The organism is Acaryochloris sp. IP29b_bin.148, assembly GCF_028285565.1.
In the GTDB taxonomy this organism is placed as follows: Bacteria; Cyanobacteriota; Cyanobacteriia; order Thermosynechococcales; family Thermosynechococcaceae; genus Acaryochloris.
The window spans coordinates 107,693-128,058 of the sequence record NZ_JANQOY010000090.1; the positions used below are offsets into that span (position 1 = coordinate 107,693).

Consider the following 20,366-nt stretch of genomic DNA (forward strand, 5'->3'; position numbering starts at 1 on the left):
ACCTTAAGGTCTATCCATGACCGAGTTAAAGAATGCTGTTGTTCTCTTAACAGGAGCAACAGGTGGTTTTGGCCAAGAGTTGACCCAGCTTTTATTAGCCGCAGGCAGTCGAGTGATTTGTACGGGGACCAATGCTGCACGGCTTGAACAACAGGCCCAACAGTCCCACTCATCCTCGTCTCCAGGCGAATTACTGCCGAGCATTGTCACTGATCTGACCTCTGCAGCAGGGTGTGAGTTTTTGTATCAGCAGGTGCGATCGCTCAATCTGCCTGTGGATATCTTGATCAACAATGCTGGCATAGCGGTGTATGGGCGTCTCGATGAAATCCCCAGCGATCGCTGGGAGCAGGTGATGCAGCTTAACCTATTGGCACCGATGCGATTGAGTAGCCGATGGGTTCCTGATATGATTGCTCGTCGTCATGGGCATATCGTCAACATTTCATCGGTCGCTGGATGGACCGCCTTTGCAGGATTAACCCCCTATGCCACCAGCAAATTTGGATTGCGGGGCTTTAGTGAAGGCTTACGCCATGAAGTCAAGAGCTTTAACGTGAAGGTCACGGCTGTTTACCCCTTTTTTAGCCGTACGCCGATCTTAAATGTGGATCGGTTTGGGTCTTTCGCCACGGGGAAACAAGATTTACCTTCTTGGCTAATCACAGATCCTCGCCATATTATGCTGGCAACCATTCAGGGAATTCAGAAGAATAAAGCAGACGTTTTCCCTGATCTGCCTGCCCAAATATTGTCTCGCCTCAAGCGGTTTGCACCTGGACTCGTGAACTGGGGCAGTACTCAAATCAGCCAACAAATAAGCAAACAGGCTTAGCACAGAAAAGCTATTTGATATGCTCTCTGTGCTAACGCTCGGGGATTCTCTGGCTAGAAGCACAACGCTAACTGTACTTCACACGGTTGGCCAGACACATCACCGGACTATGCAGCCACAGCCGTCTTACCTATCCTCCGCCATCCGTTGTATATAGATTGCTAAATTGTTATCCAGCACGTTCCCGCCCCCTAGCCTTAACAGATAAAGTTATAGTCAAAATAAAGCCCCACTGTGTCAAAAAATTGCATGATTATCGACTCCACTTCATCTGCTACCCATTCTTCAGACGAGAGCAGCACCTCATGGCAAATTAAGCTGCTCTACGATAGCGCTTGCCCCCTCTGTGTGAGAGAAGTCAATTTTTTACAGAAACGGGATGCAGGTCGAGGGTTAGTCGCCTTTGTCGATATCGCCGACTTGAATTATGCCCCTGAAGACAACGGCAACATTGACTTTGAGACCGCAATGGGGACCATTCACGCATTATTGCCTGATGGCACAGTGATGGTGGGTGTGCCCGTCTTTCGCAAAGTCTATGAAGCTTTAGGAATGGGTTGGGTCTATGCGATTACGAAGCTGCCCATTATTGGTCCCATCGCAGACTTTATTTATGAGATTTGGGCTGCTTGGCGCTTAAAGCTCACAGGTAGAGCAAATTTAGCCACCATTATTGCTGAACGACACCAGCAAATTGAGCAGTGCGATTCAGATCGTTGTCGCTTCCCGACGGACTAATCTTGCGTTTTCACCTTGGTATCGGTCACACGACCCAACCAACCCCTCTCTTTTACATATCTTGGAGAAGGTTTAAATCACAGCCGTCTCAATGATCTCGAAATGCTTTTTGGCACTATCGATTTTAGCCTGACAACCAATGGGTAAGGTAAATTGCGGTGCTGTATGGCCAAAATCCATGTTGGTGATAATGGGGAAATCGAATTTGCGGGTTCTTTCAAGAATATGCTGATCTAATTGTGATTTCTCTTCATCTGAATAATACATGGGACGTCCCACAATCAACCCACTCAACTTTTGAAGGACACCCATGATTTCATAGTCCATCAAAATTCCGTCAATGGTTGCAGGCGATGGCTTTTCCTCTGACGTCTCGAAGAAGAAAATGGTATTGTCCCAATCGGGCCAGTAAGGTGTCCCTCGCAAATGCTGAAGAGACTCCAAACAACCACCCATCAATTTCCCTTCCGCTTTCCCGGCTCGGAGCCAGTGCCACCCAACAGATGGCGTCAATTTGCGAGGGCGATTTAAATCCATCTTTTGTTCCCAGTCTTGGAACTCTTCAGTCCAATCAGAAGCAGGTTCCAGGATACCGATAGGCTCCCCTGAGACCGTTGCCTTGAGAAAGTAATGCTCGGTATAAGACAACATGGAAGGATGTTCACCAAAATCGGTAATCAGCGCAGGACCATTAAAAGTGACAAGCCCAGTTTCTTTCCAGATGGCCAGGTTGAGTACGGTGATATCTGAATAACCCATAAAGATCTTTGGATTACTGGCAATCAAATTAAAGTCCAGTTAAGGAAGTAAGTGGCAGGAGTGGTCGCCACCTACTGCAGCAATCACAGCTTTCACGCTCGGATCTGAAAACATATCGTGAATGTCTTGCGCACGATTAACTGCGGTGTCGGAAGTAATACCCTTTGTATTCAGGGCATGTTTGGCAAATTTTACTTTAAAGCCAAGTGATGTCAGATGTTGCTTTGCTTTTTCCACACGGTGAGGATAATAACCTGCACCTCCCCATGAAGGGCTCACAATGCCTATCGTGTCGCCTTTAGCAAGTTTACAAGCTTTGAGATTCGCTAACATGCTATTTTTGCTAGGCTGTAGTCCGCAGATTTGAGCATAGAATATCAGAGGTTCCACGGCTCTGTATGCTATTGCTCGCGATTCCAACCCATATACAGCGATTAGAAAGCATGGACAAACTGAGCTAAGTTTCTGCTTTCGTGTTTGTAGATAGCAAGTCCTGAGCATATTGATAGAGTTCAGGTTCTGTCTGCTGTTTAAGCAGACGATCCTTTAAATCCATCAGGCCCGAAGAAAGCAATTCAGCCTGATCTCGGTAATGGGCATTCGCAGCTAAAAGATCGGTAAAAACCAGTCGCTCAATATCGTGGCGAGAGGGGAGTTCTTCTTGATCACTGATATAACTATGGTACTCAACCCCGGTGACTTCATATTTAATCAGCATAATTAAGGCTTTGCTGAGGGTATGGAGTTGAGTTCTCAACTCTTTCACATTCAGATCCGAGCGTTCAAACCCAATGGTGCCCTGAATTTTGAGTTCGACGATTGCGTCTTCTGTTTTGCCTTTTTTATAGGCCGTTTCAATCGTAGTAATTGCCGCTGCTTCCAACTCTGCCGCCGTTTGCTTCGGCTCGGCTTTCAGGATCAACCGCTCAATATGGCGTTGATAATAATCGGATTTGAGATCAGCTTTGATTCCTTTCTTGGTTAGGTTAACCAGGAAAACCCCCCGAGGATTCTGGTCCTGGTTTTCAATCACGCTATTCGCTTCGATGGAGCCGGGATTAAAGATCCAGCTTTCGGCAGTGTAGCTACGGTGAATATGGCCGAGGGCTAAATAATCCACTCCTGCAGTGAGCAACGGCGCAAAGTCTTGATACCGCAATGCACCACTATAGCGAGAGACATGTCCCTCCAATCCATGATGGAACATCATTACCGTATGGTCCGGGCCAGAGGGAAGTTGTTCTATCAAAGGAGCTAAGGATTGAATTGCTTGCGGCGCAGCAGCACCATACCATCGAGATCCAATCACTCGCACACCACAGTCCAGGTCGATATAACCACCGCGCCTCGCTTCAGGATCCCATGGTTCTAATTCTTCTTCAGTATTGGGTTCCAACAGCATCAAGCGTCCCCAGTCGGCCAGATATCGCAACCAGCTGGTACTGGTGCCATAGAGTCGATAGTCATGATTCCCTTCAATGGCTAAGACAGGAATGCCTGCTTCTTGTAGCCGATCCAAACAGAGCTGAGCTTGATTAAGGACTGCAGGAAGGACCTGGCGATGCTCGAATAAATCTCCGACAATTAAGACGAAATCGACTTGGGGTTCAATGGCATAACGCTCTAGAGCATCACTAAAAGCGAGAAAAAAATCTTTGGTGCGCTCTGGTGAGTCATATTTGGTGTAGCCCAAATGCACATCAGCAACATGAAGGAAGCGAGGCATATTGCTCTAATCCATAACCGTAACTTTAGACAACTAGATGCACCTGAGGCAGCCTACTTAATTGCTGGAGGGTTAGCCAACTGATTTTGAGCTAAACAATAGTTTGGGTGTTGTGTAGAGGCGAATTCACCTTTACACAGTGCTGAGCGCTCAGGTTCAAGTAAAAGTCGTATTCCCCAATGATAGAGGCCAAAAGGAACAATATGGGCCTGATTATTAATGAGGTCTGACTTCATGTCTTGATGGGCTTGAGGAAGATCACTCCAGTGAATGGAGGGATCAGAATGATGTTCAATGTGATACCCAATATTGAACATGGTCAGGTTAAAGAATGGAGAGACAAAGGTGACTGAATGACAAAATGGGTCTTTTGCAGAGGGCTCCACACAGCCAATATGCTGAGCATACATTCCCGGCCCCATAATGACGACATTGGCAATATATTGAGGTAAAACCCATAACCCTAATGACATTTTTGGAGCAATCAAAAAAGGGATAGACCAAAGACAGAGGAAAATCATCAACTCTTTAATGGCTTCAGAATTGGTGTATTTACCTTTACTACCCCGTCGAAATTCTTGCCACAGATGAACAATATAGCGATAAGGCCAGTGAGCGAAACAAAATCGATAAATATTTTCAAAACCACCACTGGGTCGATATCGAGGTGCCGTCCAGTCTTCTGATGCCATCACGTTGGGGTGATGAACCATTAAATGGTTATATTCCCAAAAAAAACCAGGCCATCCCCCCGAGAATGTCCATAATCGAGTGATCCATCGATTCAACCAAGCGACTCGAAAGAATTTTCGATGTGTATGGTTGTGAAAGTTAACGCCTACATTAACCCCTGTAATCCATCCCAATAGAAGTGCAGATGCAGCTATAAAGGCTAGCCGAGATCCCAAACTATTGGTATGTGACAGTTCTGGGTGTAGATAAAGCCAAAATGCACAGCCATATGCAGCTAAACATAGCATATGGAAAATAATGCAGTGTATATCTTCAAAGTTGACAAGAATTGCTTTCCTGGGGATGCCTTGAGTTTTATCTACACCCATAGTCTTAACCTATCCACCAAAGGACGGTGATAAACCAAGACAATGCTAAAACTAGGCTTATCCAAGGCCCCCAGAGAACCGTTCCTCCTATAATTATGAGAGCAGTAATTGGGAATAGAGAACGTCCAAAAATTTCTCCAATAAACCTGAGAAGATTAAATTTTTTCTGCATGAATCCTGGCGCTCATATTGGGCACTGGTAGCTCTTAAAGTATTAGAAGTAGGGAAATATTTAGAAGCTAAACGGCTAGTTGATTTTATGCAACTTAGAATTATTCATCTAAATCTACCAGCCTCTATTTGCATTAACTTTTATCTTGATTTCTAGAACTTGCTTTAGGCACTCAATCACCAAGCAAATGCAAGGGCACTAACGCGCTTAGAGATGATCGCTTAGGCAGTCTAATTGAAAATAATTACAATCACAAAAAAATAGACAATTAATTTTATAATTGCATTTTGAACATCAGAATGCTAACACAGCGTTTAATCAGGCACGATATAGCGCTACTTGTGAATGCACAAGCTCAAAAGTAGCCATTGGCCAGTGATCTAGGTCTTAGCCTCTTGAAATTATGCGGCTAGAATGAAAATAGATACTTAATTTTTCTTCTGATGGATAAAACCTTGTCTCACCTATATCCTGGTGGGGGTATCCTCGCTTGAGAGGATTATGCTCACTGAATACGATACTTACGCATTGGTTTATAGGCTATCGGCATATTTTTAGGACACTGCATGAACATTCCCCCCAAAATCACCCTGCTCTTGGGAACGGTTGCCGCACTCAGCTTGGCACCGCAAGTCGCCCTCGCCCTTAGCCCCGCTGAAATTAACAAAGTCGCCAAACAGATTACCGTACGACTAGACAGCCAAGCCCCTGGCTCCGGCGTGATCATCAAACGGAATGGCAATCGCTATACGGTGTTGACCGCAGCCCATGTGGTGGCCACCGTCGATGAATACGTCGTTATTACCAATGATGGCCAGGAATATCCCGTTAATGTGCAGACGATTACCAAATTTCCTGGGGTTGACTTAGCTCTGCTGGAGTTTACCAGTGACCGCTCCTATACTGTGGTCAAGATCGGCGATTCTCAGCAGCTCTCAGAAGGAAGTGAGAGCTATGTTGCCGGGTTTCCCAGCCGAACTCAGGCGTTGACAGACATTATCTATAACTTCACCACAGGCACGATTACGGCCAATGCCACCCGTCCCTTGAGTGATGGCTATGCCCTGGTTTATACCAACAACACCCTTCCCGGCATGAGCGGCGGACCCGTCCTAGACAAGGATGGCAAATTACTGGGCATTCATGGCCGTGCCGACACCACCACTACAGTTCAAAATCAAAATATCAACCCCGATATCTTTATCAAAACGGGGTTTAATCTCGGGATTCCGATTCATACGTTTCTGAAGATGGCCCCGGCCAATACCGTCACTCCCACGGTTAAACCGACCTTAGCTTCTATACCGTCTGCCCCCTCTAGTGCAGATGACTTCCACTTGCAGGCACTCGATCAATATCGCCTGGGGAATATGGCAGGGGCGCTACGCCATACCACCCAAGCCATTGGTCAAGATCCGCAATTTGCCCCGGCTTATGCTCTGCGCGGCAGTATTCGCCTCGTTAAACAGGATCAGACCGGAGCTTTACAGGATTTTAATCAGGCGATTCAGTTGGATAAAAATCTACTGCAAGCCTATATCGGTCGGGCTTTGGTGCAATCGTCTTTGGGGGATAGTGGGGGTGCGATCACAGATTACTCCCAAGCTATCCAGCTCCAAGGAGACCATGCCATTCTCTACTACAACCGAGGGATTGTGTACCTTAACCAAGGCCAACAAGGAGCCGCCCTCAACGATTTACGCACCGCCGCCGATCTGGCCCTTAAAGATAACAACCAAGCCGACTATCAGCGGGCTTTAGAAGCGATCAATATTGCCTCTAAAAACTGCCGACAGTCGATTCGAACCATTTGCGATGGCCATAGGCCGGTCGAAGACCATCGCTAAACTTTTTCTCCACCCAGATTCTATCTTTTCAAAACTGGAAACTGAATCTTCCTCACTACCGTCAAAACCTTTAAGGATGTACTGGACGCCTACTTTCATGAAACACACAGTTTTACCCATTGCTAAACTTTCTATTGCTCTCACGGTTCTCACAGCTTTTTGCGTTCCGAGTTCAGTTTATGCTAACCCTCTCAGCTCTCCTAGTATCGGTGTGGAGCAAATCAAGCCCAAGGAAAGCCGCCGGATCGCCGTCCTAGACTTTGACTATGCCAATGTCAGCAAAACGGGGCTGAGTTATGGATTGTACGGTCAAAACGGAGCCTCTAAAGGTATCAGCAATCTACTCACCAATGAGCTCGTCAAAGAGGGAACCTACATCCTCGTCGAACGCAGTAAAGTTGATGCCATTTTAGCAGAGCAAAATCTGGGACGGTCTGGTCGGATTGAACCCACGACTGCTGCTCAGATTGGGCGCGTGCTGGGTGTAGATGCAGTCTTGATTGGTTCAATTACCCAATTCCATGTAGAAGAGCAGTCTAAAGGTGGATCCGTGGGCGGATTCTTTGGTCTGGGAGGTAAACAAAAAACTCAGGTCGCGATTGTGCAGCTCTCCACCCGTCTCGTCAGCACTGCCACCGGCGAAATCTTAACAGCAGCAGAGGGAACGGGCCAGGCCGATCAAAGTGGAGGGCGAGGTCGCATTCTGGGCATTGGCGTAAATACAGATTCCGACAGCAGTGAGCGATTATTGGGAGAAGCCTCTGGCCAAGCGGTTGACAAAATCGTAGCTCAGTTGGCTGCCGTTGCTCCACAGCTAGCGGCCCAACCCGCAACACTTCCCGTCGAAGAAATGGTCGTGGCTGATGTCACGGGGAATCAAATTGTCCTCAATAAGGGGGGTGCCCATGGCTTCCGACCGGGTATGGTTGTTTCTGTGGAACGTGTCATCAAAGATATCAAGGACCCCACCACTGGCAAATTACTCAGGCGGCAAACGGAATCTGTGGGTCGCATCCAGTTGACAGAAGTCGATGCTCAATCTTCTGTCGGCAAAATCCTGACCGGCACAGGATTTAAGGTAGGAGATGTTGCCAAAGCCGTTGAATAAGGGAGGCTACCCCCCGACTGAGTTTGAGCCTGGCTTGCCAATCCCTTGCAATCGTCAAAAAGGCAAGGGATTGGCTGTGATCAGCCTGCACACAACCTCTAAGGGGTGGTATCGGGTGCCGATCACTTTAAGACTGTGGATCGATCCTGTTGGCACAAACCTAAGACCATATAAACAGTGAATAAATATCCCGTCGCCAACGCCAGAATTAAGAGTGAAGGACAGAGGGTAATCATAGGATATACAGGTGCGAATTTTGCCGTATTCAACCATAAAAAGATGAATTTAGCAATCTCTAAGCCATAAATAGATATGTACAAATATGTGCTTCTACTTCATAAACGGGGCTGAATGACATAGATTTCAACATCACAATGCCCAAAACAGTTGGTTTTATAGCTATTTCAGGGACAGGCTAAGCGCTATCACGTTAAGTTTCAATATAACTAGCTGATCAACTATCAATCTCATCTAGAATTTCTGTATAAACTAATACATTTTTTGGTTTGTGATGAGTATATCTACTAAAACGCCACAAGCAACCCTCTCTTTAGCAGATGTTTTTGTTCCTAAAGCGGCTCAATGGGTACAACTGCGTGATTGCCTCTCTGAATACAGCGCAGATACTGCATTATTGCTGTGCGAAGCTGAAAAAGATCGCTGGGTGGCCTGGGTCCCTGGCTTTGGCCAAGCCACATTGGAGCGATCGCAACTCTTGCAAGCGATTGATTAGATCGACCTAAATATTGCTGTCAGAACCTCAGATGCTCTGAGCATAGGCAACCCACAAAATCATGAGTCAAAGCGATGGACATAACAATTTCGCCTCGCTCTTGATCTACTCAGAGTTTTTCAGCCACGACCGCTTTTTTTCAGACAAAAAGCCTCCAGATCTTGATAGATTGGAGGCTTTTTGTGTTGATGACTGCGGTATCAAGCGCTAGTTCAGCTGATGCTGCTCTTGCTCTAACATCTGAATCAGTCCTTGGTCACCTTTAAGCTTGGCTACGGCTAGGCGGTGCTCCAAGGTTTGGCGAATAAAGGTATTGTGCACCTTCTCTAATTCAGACACATCGCGAATACCCAAGCGACCCGTCGGTCTAGCGTAATTCATCGCAGAACCCACAGCAATCGATTTGGGAACCACATCAGGAATCTTAGGTGTGGTCGTTTGTACATGTTCACGGGGCATGTCTGTGCTCACACCCGATCCATACTCAACGCCACGATACTTCAGTTGATGCGTGGGTTGATGGAGATGAGTCGTTGCATAATTCCGTCGGCGCATTGGCATTCCGCGATAATGCCCGATGATTTCAGTTTCAGTGACTTCTAGCGAGGGGGAAACGTGGTTATACTCGACACCACGATAGGAATACTTCATAGTTGGCCTCCGACCTAATATTCAAGAAAGATATTGATTGAGGCGCGTTCCTTCAGGTAATTGCCTTACTTCCGTCTTGCGGCCCCACCCTTGAAAGGAATCAAACGGATAAGTGATGCAAGATGAACGATTTATTTCTGTATCTAATGATACCCTTTTCAAATTAGAACCTGACAAAGAGAAGCTTATCTAAAGCTTAAAATTTGCTTAAGCCTTTTGATTCGTCTCCTGGTTAAGACAGAATTTTCAAGCGAGCATCACCATTTCCAGACTGATATTCTCCCCAGGCCGTTCCCACTGAAAAGACTGCATTCTGCGGCATGCTGGCATAAAAAAACAGCCTGCAGAATCGCAGACTGTTAGAGAAGACTCAAGGTCTTAGACCAGCAAAGGCTTACATCATGCCCATGCCGCCCATGCCACCCATGCCGCCCATGCCACCCATGCCGCCCATGCCACCCATGCCGCCCATATCGGGCGCGGCAGCAGCAGCGGGTTCAGGTTTATCGACCACGAGAGCTTCGGTGGTCAAGACCATACCTGCAATCGAACCTGCATTTTGCAGGCCAGAGCGAACCACCTTTGCAGGATCAACCACACCCGCGGCAATCATGTCTTCATAGGTATCCGTCATGGCATTGTAGCCATAGCTAAAGTCAGCATCACGGACTTTTTCGACGACCACAGCCCCTTCTTTACCGGCATTATCGGCAATTTGAGAGAGTGGTGCTTCTAAAGCAATGCCCACTAAATCAGCACCGACTTTTTCTTCATCTTTTAATTGGGCTTTGATGGCCTCAATATTTTTGGTCAGATGAATTAGGGTGGTGCCGCCTCCAGGTACGATGCCCTCATCTACCGCAGCTTTAGTGGCGTTAAGGGCATCTTCGATGCGCAACTTGCGATCCTTCAGTTCGGTCTCTGTGGCCGCACCGACTTTGATCACGGCAACGCCGCCTGCCAGCTTCGCAATTCGCTCCTGTAGCTTTTCTTTGTCGTACTCTGAATCGGTTTCTTCCAGTTGACGACGCAGTTGTTCCACTCGCTTGTCAACATCACTTTTGTTGCCTGTTTCAGACACGATCGTGGTGTTGTCTTTGCTGATGGTGACTTTACGGGCGGTGCCCAACATCTCTAACTCAACTTTGTCGAGGGATAAGCCCACATCTTCTGAAATGACTTGGCCGCCAGTCAGCACGGCAATATCTTGCAGCATGGCTTGTCGGCGCTCACCAAAGCCAGGCGCTTTGATTGCTACAACATTCAGAACGCCTCGCAGTTTATTTACTACTAGGGTGGCTAAGGCTTCGCCTTCTAGGTCTTCTGCGATAATCAGCAACGGCTGTCCGGCCCGAGCCACTTGCTCCAAAATACTGACGAGGTCTTGGAGAGAACTCACTTTTTTGTTGACAATCAGTAACCGGGCATTTTCCAGCTCAGCCACCATGCGCTCGGCATCGGTGACAAAGTAGGGAGAAATATAACCCCGATCAATTTGCATCCCTTCTACGGTTTCCATTTCTGTGGCTAGGGACTTTGATTCTTCGACCGTGATCACGCCATCTTTGCCGACTTTATCCATGGCTTGGGCGATCATCTGGCCGACTTCGGTATCGTTCCCGGCAGAGATGGTGGCCACTTGTGCGATCGCATCTCCAGCAACCGGCTTCGACTTGGTTTCAATCTCCTTAACCAAGGCATCAATCGTTTTATCAATGCCCTTGCGGACGGCCACAGGATTTGCGCCAGCAGCAACATTCTTAAGACCTTCGCGAATCAAGGCTTGGGCCAATACTGTTGCAGTGGTGGTGCCATCCCCCGCCACGTCATTGGTTTTGGAAGCCACCTCTCGCATCAGCTGGGCACCCGCATTTTCCAACGGATCCTCAAGCTCTACTTCCTTGGCAATTGTGACCCCATCATTAATAATCTGGGGTGCTCCGAATTTCTTCTCTAGAACCACATTGCGACCTTTGGGTCCCAAGGTGATACGTACGGCATCTGCCAGAGAGTTTACGCCACGCTCTAGAGCACGACGAGACTCTTCATCAAATACTACATGTTTGGCCATTGCAAGCGTCCTCTCGTTCGCGCCTTCTCAGTGAATTACACACAACGTTTTTTATCGTTTTCAGCAAACTAGCACTCTCAAGAGGAGAGTGCTAAATCTGAGCTAACCCATTGTAGCCCCAAGGCCCGAACTAAAATATCGGGTTATTGTGCAGATAACCGAACTTCTGCGGATGGGCTGGCACCCCAATGAAATAATCTGCTGGCACCAGTCTCTCCTCACATTGATAGGGCTTGCAGTATGCTGCTGCTATAACTGACATAGAGTTCTTGCTGGATGCGACAAAATCATGATCTCAACAGATCTAAGACGATTGAGCGTACAGGACTACCATCGGATGGTAGAGGTGGGTATCTTAACCCCAGACGAACGGGTAGAGTTAATTGCGGGGCAGTTGTATCACATGGCTGCTAAAGGAACGGCCCACAGCGCAGCCATGACCCGAATCGCAAGAGTTTTGAGTCAAGTATTAGGTGAGCAGGCATTATTGCGGTTCCAAGACCCTGTGCAATTAAACAATAATTCTGAGCCAGAACCAGATATTGCAGTTGTTGCCCTCAATCCGCGAGACTACGAAGATCATCACCCTAATCCTGATGAAATCCATTTGTTAATAGAAGTCTCTGATCGAACTTTCAAGCGAGATCAAACACTCAAGGCCAGAGTTTATGCTCAATCCAATATCACAGACTATTGGATCTGGGATGTCTCTGATCAGCAGCTATGGGTTTTGCGCCATCCGTCCCCTACGGGTTACCAGCAAGAGATAACCTTATCTGCTGAAGATACTATTTCTCCTATTGCATTCCCTAAGTGCATTATCTCTTTTGCCAGCTTTCTGTGAAATTGGGGGTTTAAGGGCGATTTCCCTGAAAATATTCATAGAAACCTTGCACGTTTTGCGCTCCTTCAACGCCCATCGGCAAAAAGTTAGGTTGAGCTTCGACTTGAGACAGCCATTTTTCGATTGCTGGATAGTCAGCTAAATTGAAACCAGATTCATTGGCAGTGCGCGTATAAGGATAGAGTGCGTAATCAGCGACTGTACATCGATCGGATGCTAGCCACAAATGCGACTGCAACTGCTGCTCTAATACTAGAAGAGCATGACGGGCTTTGGGTTTCAGGCTTTGGATATGTTTGGTATATTTGTGGGGATCTTTGACATAGCGGCTTAAGTGGCGGATAACTGCCAAAGTCGGTTCATGACTGTACTGCTCGAAAAATAACCAGCGCAGAACCTCCGTTTGGGTTCGAGTATCGTCAGGCCATAACCTCGTATCTTTGGCGAAATAAAATAGAATCGCATTTGACTCGGACAGCACATCACCACTTTCAAGCAGTAGAACTGGAAACTTACCCATAGGGTTCAGCTTCAGCAATTCTGGTCGTTTGGTTTCGCCTTTTGCCTGACTAACCTCAACTCGAAGAAATGGCTGATTAATAAAACGCAAAATTAATTGCACTTTATGAACATTACCAGAGGCCAAACTGCCAAAAAGTGTGATCACTAATCATCTCTCCGACAACAGAAATAGTAATGAACTCTGCCACAGATACCATTTCCTCCTTTACACGTTCCTGAGTGCATTATCTTTATTGCCAGCTTGCTTTGAGTTCTGGTATGGACCAACAGTAAATTAGTAAAGACAAGATCATTTCGCCAAAGCTTATGCTGACTAGACAGCGACTTCTGCTTATTGGTGGTGCGTCCCATGTAGGCAAATCAACCCTTGCTCAGTGTCTAGCTTCTCATCTCAATTGGACTTACCTTGCCACAGATAAACTAGCCCGCCATCCTGGACGGCCTTGGCGAGTGGGGCGTAAAGACATTCCCAGTCATGTAGCTAGGCACTATCAACGACTGGCTGCTGATGAATTGCTCCAAGATGTTCTCAGGCACTATAGAGAGAATGTGTGGCCGACTATTGAACATATTGTTGTTGGTCATGCCAATGATGCATCTTCAGACAAAGTAGTCATAGAAGGATCAGCCCTATTGCCAGATTTGGTCAAGACTTTGGACTTTGACAGTATTTCTGCTATTTGGCTAACGGCTAGTAATGGATTTTTGAAACAGAGAATCTACTCTAACAGCGAATATGAAACAAAATCCTCGCATGAGAGACTTTTGATAGACAAGTTCTTAGAGCGCAATAACCTATTCAATGAACAGATAATCGAAACTGTCCACCGACTGGGCTTAGCAAGCTTGAAGGTAGAAGATGAATCGACTTTGGATAGTCTGAAGAACATATGTTTGTCATCATTACTTTAAGCTCCACCCAAACTCTGAGAGTTTGGGTGGAGCTGCTGTAAAAGCCATACCTTGCAAGGCAATTTAGCCCTAGAGAAGATACAGAATCAGAAATAAAATAATCCAAATTACATCCACAAAGTGCCAGTAGACTTCAGTGGCTTCAATGCCAAAATGGCTCGTTTCAGAATAATGACCGGGAACTCGTGAACGCCATAGCACGGCTGACATCAACAGGAGGCCCACAAACACATGTAATCCGTGGAACCCTGTTAACAGATAGAAGGTACTGGCAAACAGGTTGGTGGTGAGTCCAAAGCCCAAATGATTGTATTCATACACCTGGCCTGCGAGGAACGTGGCTCCCATGGCAATGGTGATTGCAAACCACAAGCGGGCGGCTTTGACATCCCCACTTTTTTTTATCGCGGTATCAGCCTTATGGATGACAAAACTACTGGAAATCAGAATGATGGTGTTGATGCCAGGGAGCATCAATTCTAGTTCTTCTGTGCCCTCCGGTGGCCACTCAGGGGTCACCACCCGAAAGGCAAAATAGGCCACAAAGAGTCCCAGAAATAACATGCTTTCCGAGACCAAGAACACAATAAACCCGAAAAGTCGCAAATCGGGATGCTCACTATGGTGCTCAGCGGTTTCCACCGTTGCGGCATAGGCGATGTCGGCTTGATTTTGATCGGCTGTTGAACCTTGCATAGGTATCCAATGTTGCTAACGTGTTCAGGTTTAAGGAGGGTATTACTCTAAGCTGTCAGCTGCCAGGGCTGGGGCAGGCGCTAGGGTGGCCGCCACAAAATCGAGGGCCTTGGGCGTCCCATAATCATAGGGACCAATCGCTAAAACGGGATCTTCCTCAAAGTTCTCTACGGGTGGGGGGGAAGGAACCGTCCACTCTAACGTCAGTCCTTTCCAAGGATTACTGTTGGCTCTGGGACCTGCCAGCCAGCTCCACACCGCATTGACCACAAAGGGAATCGTCGATGTCGCCAAGATATAGGACCCAATCGTACACACGACATTCAAAGCTGCAAACTTCGGATCATATTCGGCAATCCGACGATTCATCCCTTGCAATCCCAAGACATGCATGGGCAAAAAGCAAATGTTGAAGCCCACAAAGGTCATGGCAAAATGCACCTTGCCCCAGAATTCATTCAGCATCCGCCCGGTCATTTTGGGAAACCAGTGATAGAGCCCGGCATAGATGCCAAATACACTGCCGCCAAATAAGACGTAATGCAGGTGAGCCACGACAAAATAGGTATCGTGTACGTGGATATCAAAGGGCACCGAGGCCACCATCACCCCGCTGAGGCCACCGACCACAAACATGGAGACAAAGGCCATCCCAAACAGCATGGCGCTGCATAAGTTGAGCTTGCCGCCCCAGACCGTTGCCACCCAGCTAAACACCTTAATACCCGTGGGTACGGCGATCACCATCGTAGCAATCATAAAGAACATCCGTAGCCAGTCGGGGGTGCCACTGGTAAACATATGGTGGGCCCAGACAATTAACCCCAGAAAGCTAATGGCAATACTGGAATAGGCAATCGCTTGATAACCAAAAATAGGCTTACGAGCATGGACGGGCAGAATTTCTGAGATTAAGCCAAAGGCCGGCAGAATCATGATGTAAACCGCCGGGTGGGAATAAAACCAGAACATATGCTGGTAGACAATCGGATCACCACCCCCTGCTGGGTTAAAGAAATTGGTGCCGACCAATAAGTCAAAGCCCAACAACACCATTGCCCCACTCAAAACAGGGGTTGCCACCAGCTGCAAAGCAGAGGTGGCCAACATGGCCCAGCAAAACAGGGGCATATCATTTAAGGTCATGCTGGGAATCCGCATCTTCAGGATGGTGACCAGGAAGTTCAACCCCGCCATAATCGATGACGTTCCCAGGAGAATCACGCCTAGAATCCAGATAGCTTCTCCGGCTTTATTGGTCATTAAGCTCAGGGGAGGGTAGGAGGTCCAACCTGCAGCAGCGGGTCCCACGAAGAAGCTACACAACAACAAAATGCTAGTGGGTGGGATGATCCAAAATGCGATCGCATTCAGTTTCGGGAACGCCATATCCCTAGCCCCAATCATCAGCGGCACCAAAAAATTGCCAAAGCCCCCCGTCAAGGTGGGAATGATCCACAAAAAGATCATGATCGTGGCATGCATGGTGAACAGTTCGTTATAGGTCTCTCGTGGCACAAAATCTGAAGCTGGCGTCGCCAACTCAGTCCGTACCAATTCTGCCAAGAGTCCACCAATCAGATAGAACACAAAGCTCGTGACCAGATATTGAATACCAATCACCTTGTGGTCTGTACTGAAGCTGAAGTATTCGCGCCAAGGCGTCACCTCTACTTCTTCTAGATGGGGTGCTTGCGCTTCCGTCATAAATCAATCCTTTAACCCGGGGTGATCACAGAAATGTCTTGTCGTCAAAATTTAAGTAGCGCTGTCAGGACGCTGAATGGGAGTGGCCGGCCTGAGCTAAATCCGACTGATGGGGGTCATGCAGGTGATCAGGTAGACCCATCGCCGCAGCATGGTGTTCTAAGGGGGACGCGGTTACAGATTGAGCGACCGTCTCCCTCGACGTATTCGCTACGAGCTGACTATCCACCCAAGCTTGGTACTCAGGACCGGAGTGAACAATGGAGCGGGTTTTCATCGCTCCGTGATATGCCCCACATAACTCGGCGCAAATCACGGGATAAACCCCTTCTTCTGTGGGCTGAAAATTCAAATGAGTGACCTGCCCAGGGACCGCATCTTGCTTCAAGCGAAACTCAGGCACCCAAAAGGCATGAATCACATCCCTCGCCGTAATGTTGAGGGTTACGGGACGATTCACGGGTAGATGGAGTTCACCAGAGATGATGCCCGTATCGGGATATGTAAATAGCCAAGCATATTGCAAACCATCTACATTGACCTGCAATGGTTCAACGGTTTCAGTTGCAACCGCTTGGCTGAGTGCGCCAGAAGGCATCTGACCTTGATCAGTAACCATGGTGGCGGCATCTGCATCAGCCACCTGTTCCATATCGCCATGCTGATGGGCCATATTATGAGATCCCATCGTACCGACGCTATCAATACTCTGATAGACATCGAAACTGTAGATTCCCAACCACAGCACTAGCATTGCAGGAATAGCAGTCCAGACAATTTCTAAAGGCACATTGCCATGCACGGGTTCAGCATCCGTCTGATCATCTGACTTACGGCGAAACGCAAATAAGGAATATAGCAACGCCCCTTGAACAATCAGAAATAGGCCCGTGGCAATGGCCATCATCGCTGCGAATAAGCGATCGATTTCGGCTGCTTCAGATGCTGCAGCGATGGGTAGTAATACATCATTGTTTTGACTGACCCAAAGACTCGCAAGGGTAATTAAAATCCCAATAATTAAGGTGAGAATCGCCGTTGGAACTTTCACAGTGATTTTCCTGTAGTGATAGAGCGGATATCAGGCCAAACAATAAGAAGACTTCAACACCTATTTAGGACCTTCAACATCACCTACTACGGTAGATCAGCTCACTCGGTAAGGTGGAACTCTGATCAGCAGTCTTAGGCTTTTCTTTGGGATCCTGACAAGACAACAGACACTACTATCTTGGCAGTTGATTCATAAGTTTGGAGATGACTGAACCTTAAAGTTTCCTTACAAAAATCTATGTCTTTCTATCTTTCAGTAGAACCCTTAAAAAAAGGTAATATCCATGACAGTGCAGATTAACCTGCAACACTTGTGTAGCAATATGTTTCAGGTCATTCCAGCTTCAGGAAAATACTGGTTACAGTGTAACTATTCGAATCAAGTGCTTTATAGAGTACTAGCAGTGAGTATTCAAAAGTTTATAACTGCAGATGTGGTTACACTCTCCTTCCTATAGTTGTTGAAATATTTATGGCCGAGATATTACAGAACCATTCCCCAGCTACGAATGCTGGGGGTAAAACTCCGTCCCATTTCCTGAGCTACGCGTTCTTCGGCATGGCCACCTTGACGCTGTTTTTGATGGCTTTAGGTAGCGCCACACGGGTGATGAATGCAGGACTATCCTGCCCAGATTGGCCTTTATGCTACGGAGAGTTCGTCCCCAAAGAGCAAATGAATCTCCAAGTTTTCTTAGAGTGGTTTCATCGTCTGATTGCGTCTTCTCTCGGCTGTTTGATGATTGTGTTAACCGGCGTGACCTGGTGGTTGAAATCACGATTACCCAAATGGTTGCCTGCTCTAACAACCCTCTGTCTAGGTTTGATTATCTTTCAAGGGGTACTAGGAGGCCTAACCGTCACTCAACTGCTGAGATTCGATATTGTCACGGCTCATCTAGCCACAGGGCTGTTGTTTTTTAGCTGCATGTTAGTCCTTGGCAGTAGTTTGATGCCTTATCAAGGCACGGGAGTGGTTAATCGCCTACCGTGGCTCAGCTCCTTAGCCGTTGTCCTCGTCTACGGCCAAAGTATTCTGGGCGGATTAGTGGCATCGCAATGGGCTGCTCACCAATGCTTAGCGGGAGCCCAACTGTGTCGGATTATGAATAATCACATTGCTGGCGTTGTTCCCCCAAGTCTCACGGTTTTGACTTTAGTGTTTTTATCATGGCGTACCCCTGCCTTACACCCGTACTTAAGAGGCTTGGGGAAACTCGCTTTGGGCTTGCTGGGTCTGCAAATTTTGGTCGGCCTTTCAACACTACGATTACATCTGCAAGTGGTGGGCCTAACGGTTGCCCATCAAGCCATTGGCGCTAGCTTGTTAGGGACCTTAGTGATCTTTAGCGTGATTGCGATTCGTGATCGCCATCAAGCAGAATATGTAAAACCACTGCAAACGGTGCCCATTTCCATCACAGGCTCCTTGGAACCCTCTTAAACAAGCAGCCCCCAATCGTTTTGCCCTGACAGTGACAACCTTCGCACTGTCTCGTCCTACCTTAGAATTTATTCAGAGGCTTAAATATGCAAAAAACCATATGGGCTGAGGTTCCTTGGCTTCATCCTGGTTTTGCTCAGACCTGCATCGATTTCTATCAACTGACTAAACCGCGCCTCATCTTGTTGTTTCTGATTACAACGGCAGCCGCTATGTGGGTTGCGTCCTCTGGGCAAGTAGGTCCACGATTATTTTTGACAACCTTAATCGCAGGCGCTTGTGCGGCAGGGTCGGCCAATACCATCAACTGTATTTACGATCGCGACATTGATTTCATCATGGAGCGAACCCGGCATCGCCCTTTACCCTCTGGACGGATTCAAGTCTGGCAGGCTAGCGTCTTTGCCGCCGCCTTAGCATTGGCAGCTTTTCTGATTTTGGCCTTAAGCGCTAACCTTCTCAGTGCCTGCCTAGCCATGTCTGGCATTGCTGTCTATATTGGCGTCTACACCTACTGGCTGAAGCGCTCATCTACCCAAAACATTGTGATTGGGGGGGCAGCAGGTGCGATTCCGCCCTTAGTCGGCTGGGCAGCAGTCACAGGAGAGTTGAGTTGGGCCGCTTGGGTGTTGTTTGCCATCATCTTTGTATGGACCCCACCCCATTTCTGGCCCCTCGCCATGATGATTGAAGAAGACTACTCCAAAGTTGGGGTCCCCATGATGCCTGTCGTCAATGGTATGGCCACCACCGCCAACCAAACCTTTGTATATACGCTCCTATTATTGCCCGTCACCCTGTTATTGGTGTATCCATTGCAAGTGTCTGGTGCTCTATATGCGATGATTGCCATTGTGCTCTGGGCACAATTTATTCACAAAGCCTGGCAACTAACTCAAACACCAGAGGATAAGCAGATGGCGCGGTCAGTCTTTAAATTTTCCATTCTGTATATGATGTTGCTCTGTGCAGGGATGGGAGTCGATAGCCTACCCTGGACCCATCAAATGTGGCACCAATCAGCCCATATTCTGCAAGCTTGGGCACCCAGTATTGGTTAAGACTGCAGCGTTGAATGCAACGGATCTGGAATTTTTTGATCGAGATCAATCGATTTTTTCGCCGATGGTCTGATGACACAATATGGCGAATAGTCGACTTAAAAGGCTTAAAAGAGTCTTGCAAGAAAAAGGTGTTGCAATACTGACCTAAAATCCTGTCAAAGGCTAAATATAGTCTATTTCTGTCATTAAACCCAACAAAATCAATGAGGCTTGGCCTCAATCATCACGCTGGCAACCAGCAATTCCTAGGATTCATGCGATTGCATCGTAGACACAGTAATAAAATAAGAAAGACTGCCTGTTGAGATTTGTGATTCTATGGCTCCTGCTGTTCTCATCCAAAACCTAAAAAAATCCTACGGCAAGGTTGAAGCAGTTAAAGATGTCTCCTTTCAAATTCAACCGGGAGAGATTTTTGGCTTG

General features: G+C 47.3%; 18 protein-coding genes, 2 pseudogenes and 1 riboswitch. Of the genes and pseudogenes, 10 read left to right on the forward strand and 10 right to left on the reverse strand.

The window, feature by feature from the left end:
- Window positions 1–16: 16 nt before the first annotated feature.
- On the forward strand, window positions 17–835 hold the full coding sequence (locus Q0986_RS08785; RefSeq protein WP_299408139.1) for an SDR family NAD(P)-dependent oxidoreductase: 819 nt from the start codon (window positions 17–19) through the stop codon (window positions 833–835).
- A gap of 249 nt (window positions 836–1,084) precedes the next feature.
- Window positions 1,085–1,573, forward strand: a complete 489-nt coding sequence (locus Q0986_RS08790; RefSeq protein WP_299408141.1) for a thiol-disulfide oxidoreductase DCC family protein — start codon at window positions 1,085–1,087, stop codon at window positions 1,571–1,573.
- A 72-nt stretch (window positions 1,574–1,645) separates the two neighbouring features.
- Here the strand turns inward: Q0986_RS08790 and Q0986_RS08795 are convergent, their stop codons facing one another.
- The 4 genes and pseudogenes from Q0986_RS08795 to Q0986_RS08810 all read right to left on the reverse strand — a co-directional run bounded on the left by Q0986_RS08795 (window position 1,646) and on the right by Q0986_RS08810 (window position 4,966).
- The gene (locus Q0986_RS08795) at window positions 1,646–2,224 is read right to left on the reverse strand and encodes an LD-carboxypeptidase (RefSeq protein WP_366918547.1); all 579 of its coding nucleotides are present in this window, start codon (window positions 2,222–2,224) and stop codon (window positions 1,646–1,648) included.
- 48 nt (window positions 2,225–2,272) lie between these two features.
- Window positions 2,273–2,833: pseudogene (locus Q0986_RS08800) on the reverse strand (LD-carboxypeptidase); the annotation flags it as partial.
- Window positions 2,790–4,058, reverse strand: coding sequence for a DNA repair exonuclease (locus tag Q0986_RS08805; RefSeq protein ID WP_299408144.1), 1,269 nt, complete (start codon window positions 4,056–4,058; stop codon window positions 2,790–2,792). The gene Q0986_RS08805 and the pseudogene Q0986_RS08800, both read right to left, overlap by 44 nt.
- A 53-nt stretch (window positions 4,059–4,111) precedes the next feature.
- A complete protein-coding gene (locus Q0986_RS08810; protein WP_299408147.1) occupies window positions 4,112–4,966 on the reverse strand; it encodes a fatty acid desaturase in 855 nt (284 codons plus the stop codon).
- A gap of 891 nt (window positions 4,967–5,857) precedes the next feature.
- Here Q0986_RS08810 and Q0986_RS08815 point away from each other — a divergent pair.
- The 3 genes from Q0986_RS08815 to Q0986_RS08825 all read left to right on the forward strand — a co-directional run bounded on the left by Q0986_RS08815 (window position 5,858) and on the right by Q0986_RS08825 (window position 8,979).
- Window positions 5,858–7,138: a trypsin-like peptidase domain-containing protein gene (locus tag Q0986_RS08815; protein ID WP_299408151.1), complete on the forward strand. Its 1,281-nt coding sequence runs from the start codon at window positions 5,858–5,860 to the stop codon at window positions 7,136–7,138.
- Between the two features lie 97 nt (window positions 7,139–7,235).
- A complete protein-coding gene (locus Q0986_RS08820; RefSeq protein ID WP_299408155.1) occupies window positions 7,236–8,246 on the forward strand; it encodes a CsgG/HfaB family protein in 1,011 nt (336 codons plus the stop codon).
- Window positions 8,247–8,757: 511 nt separating this feature from the next.
- Window positions 8,758–8,979, forward strand: a complete 222-nt coding sequence (locus tag Q0986_RS08825; protein ID WP_299408159.1) for a hypothetical protein — start codon at window positions 8,758–8,760, stop codon at window positions 8,977–8,979.
- A 207-nt stretch (window positions 8,980–9,186) separates the two neighbouring features.
- Here the strand turns inward: Q0986_RS08825 and Q0986_RS08830 are convergent, their stop codons facing one another.
- Together Q0986_RS08830 and groL are read right to left on the reverse strand one after the other, a co-directional pair.
- A complete protein-coding gene (locus Q0986_RS08830; RefSeq protein ID WP_299408163.1) occupies window positions 9,187–9,630 on the reverse strand; it encodes a DUF4278 domain-containing protein in 444 nt (147 codons plus the stop codon).
- 41 nt (window positions 9,631–9,671) lie between these two features.
- A riboswitch (Glutamine riboswitch) is annotated at window positions 9,672–9,761 on the reverse strand.
- A 263-nt stretch (window positions 9,762–10,024) separates the two neighbouring features.
- Window positions 10,025–11,701 carry a chaperonin GroEL gene (gene groL / locus Q0986_RS08835; protein WP_299408167.1) on the reverse strand — a complete coding sequence of 559 codons (1,677 nt, stop codon included), beginning with the start codon at window positions 11,699–11,701 and terminating at the stop codon, window positions 10,025–10,027.
- 289 nt (window positions 11,702–11,990) lie between these two features.
- On the opposite strand from groL, the gene Q0986_RS08840 reads away from it, so the two are divergent.
- A complete protein-coding gene (locus Q0986_RS08840) occupies window positions 11,991–12,545 on the forward strand; it encodes a Uma2 family endonuclease (RefSeq protein WP_299408170.1) in 555 nt (184 codons plus the stop codon).
- A 10-nt stretch (window positions 12,546–12,555) separates the two neighbouring features.
- Here Q0986_RS08840 and Q0986_RS08845 read toward each other — a convergent pair whose 3' ends face one another.
- Window positions 12,556–13,212: a glutathione S-transferase family protein gene (locus Q0986_RS08845; RefSeq protein WP_299408174.1), complete on the reverse strand. Its 657-nt coding sequence runs from the start codon at window positions 13,210–13,212 to the stop codon at window positions 12,556–12,558.
- A 305-nt stretch (window positions 13,213–13,517) separates the two neighbouring features.
- Between Q0986_RS08845 and Q0986_RS08850 the strand changes: the two genes are divergently transcribed.
- Window positions 13,518–13,979, forward strand: a complete 462-nt coding sequence (locus Q0986_RS08850) for a hypothetical protein (RefSeq protein WP_299408177.1) — start codon at window positions 13,518–13,520, stop codon at window positions 13,977–13,979.
- A 69-nt stretch (window positions 13,980–14,048) separates the two neighbouring features.
- Here Q0986_RS08850 and Q0986_RS08855 read toward each other — a convergent pair whose 3' ends face one another.
- From Q0986_RS08855 to Q0986_RS08865, 3 genes are all read right to left on the reverse strand, one after another.
- The gene (locus tag Q0986_RS08855) at window positions 14,049–14,675 is read right to left on the reverse strand and encodes a heme-copper oxidase subunit III (RefSeq protein WP_299408180.1); all 627 of its coding nucleotides are present in this window, start codon (window positions 14,673–14,675) and stop codon (window positions 14,049–14,051) included.
- 42 nt (window positions 14,676–14,717) lie between these two features.
- Window positions 14,718–16,382 (reverse strand): cytochrome c oxidase subunit I, encoded by a 1,665-nt coding sequence (ctaD, locus tag Q0986_RS08860; RefSeq protein WP_299408184.1) that lies wholly within the window; start codon window positions 16,380–16,382, stop codon window positions 14,718–14,720.
- A gap of 64 nt (window positions 16,383–16,446) precedes the next feature.
- Window positions 16,447–17,433 carry a cytochrome c oxidase subunit II gene (locus Q0986_RS08865; RefSeq protein WP_299408187.1) on the reverse strand — a complete coding sequence of 329 codons (987 nt, stop codon included), beginning with the start codon at window positions 17,431–17,433 and terminating at the stop codon, window positions 16,447–16,449.
- A 561-nt stretch (window positions 17,434–17,994) separates the two neighbouring features.
- Between Q0986_RS08865 and Q0986_RS08870 the strand changes: the two genes are divergently transcribed.
- The 3 genes and pseudogenes from Q0986_RS08870 to Q0986_RS08880 all read left to right on the forward strand — a co-directional run.
- The gene (locus tag Q0986_RS08870; protein WP_299408202.1) at window positions 17,995–18,879 is read left to right on the forward strand and encodes a heme A synthase; all 885 of its coding nucleotides are present in this window, start codon (window positions 17,995–17,997) and stop codon (window positions 18,877–18,879) included.
- A gap of 86 nt (window positions 18,880–18,965) precedes the next feature.
- The gene (locus Q0986_RS08875; protein WP_299408190.1) at window positions 18,966–19,940 is read left to right on the forward strand and encodes a heme o synthase; all 975 of its coding nucleotides are present in this window, start codon (window positions 18,966–18,968) and stop codon (window positions 19,938–19,940) included.
- 321 nt (window positions 19,941–20,261) lie between these two features.
- A pseudogene (locus Q0986_RS08880) lies at window positions 20,262–20,366 on the forward strand (lysozyme); the annotation flags it as partial.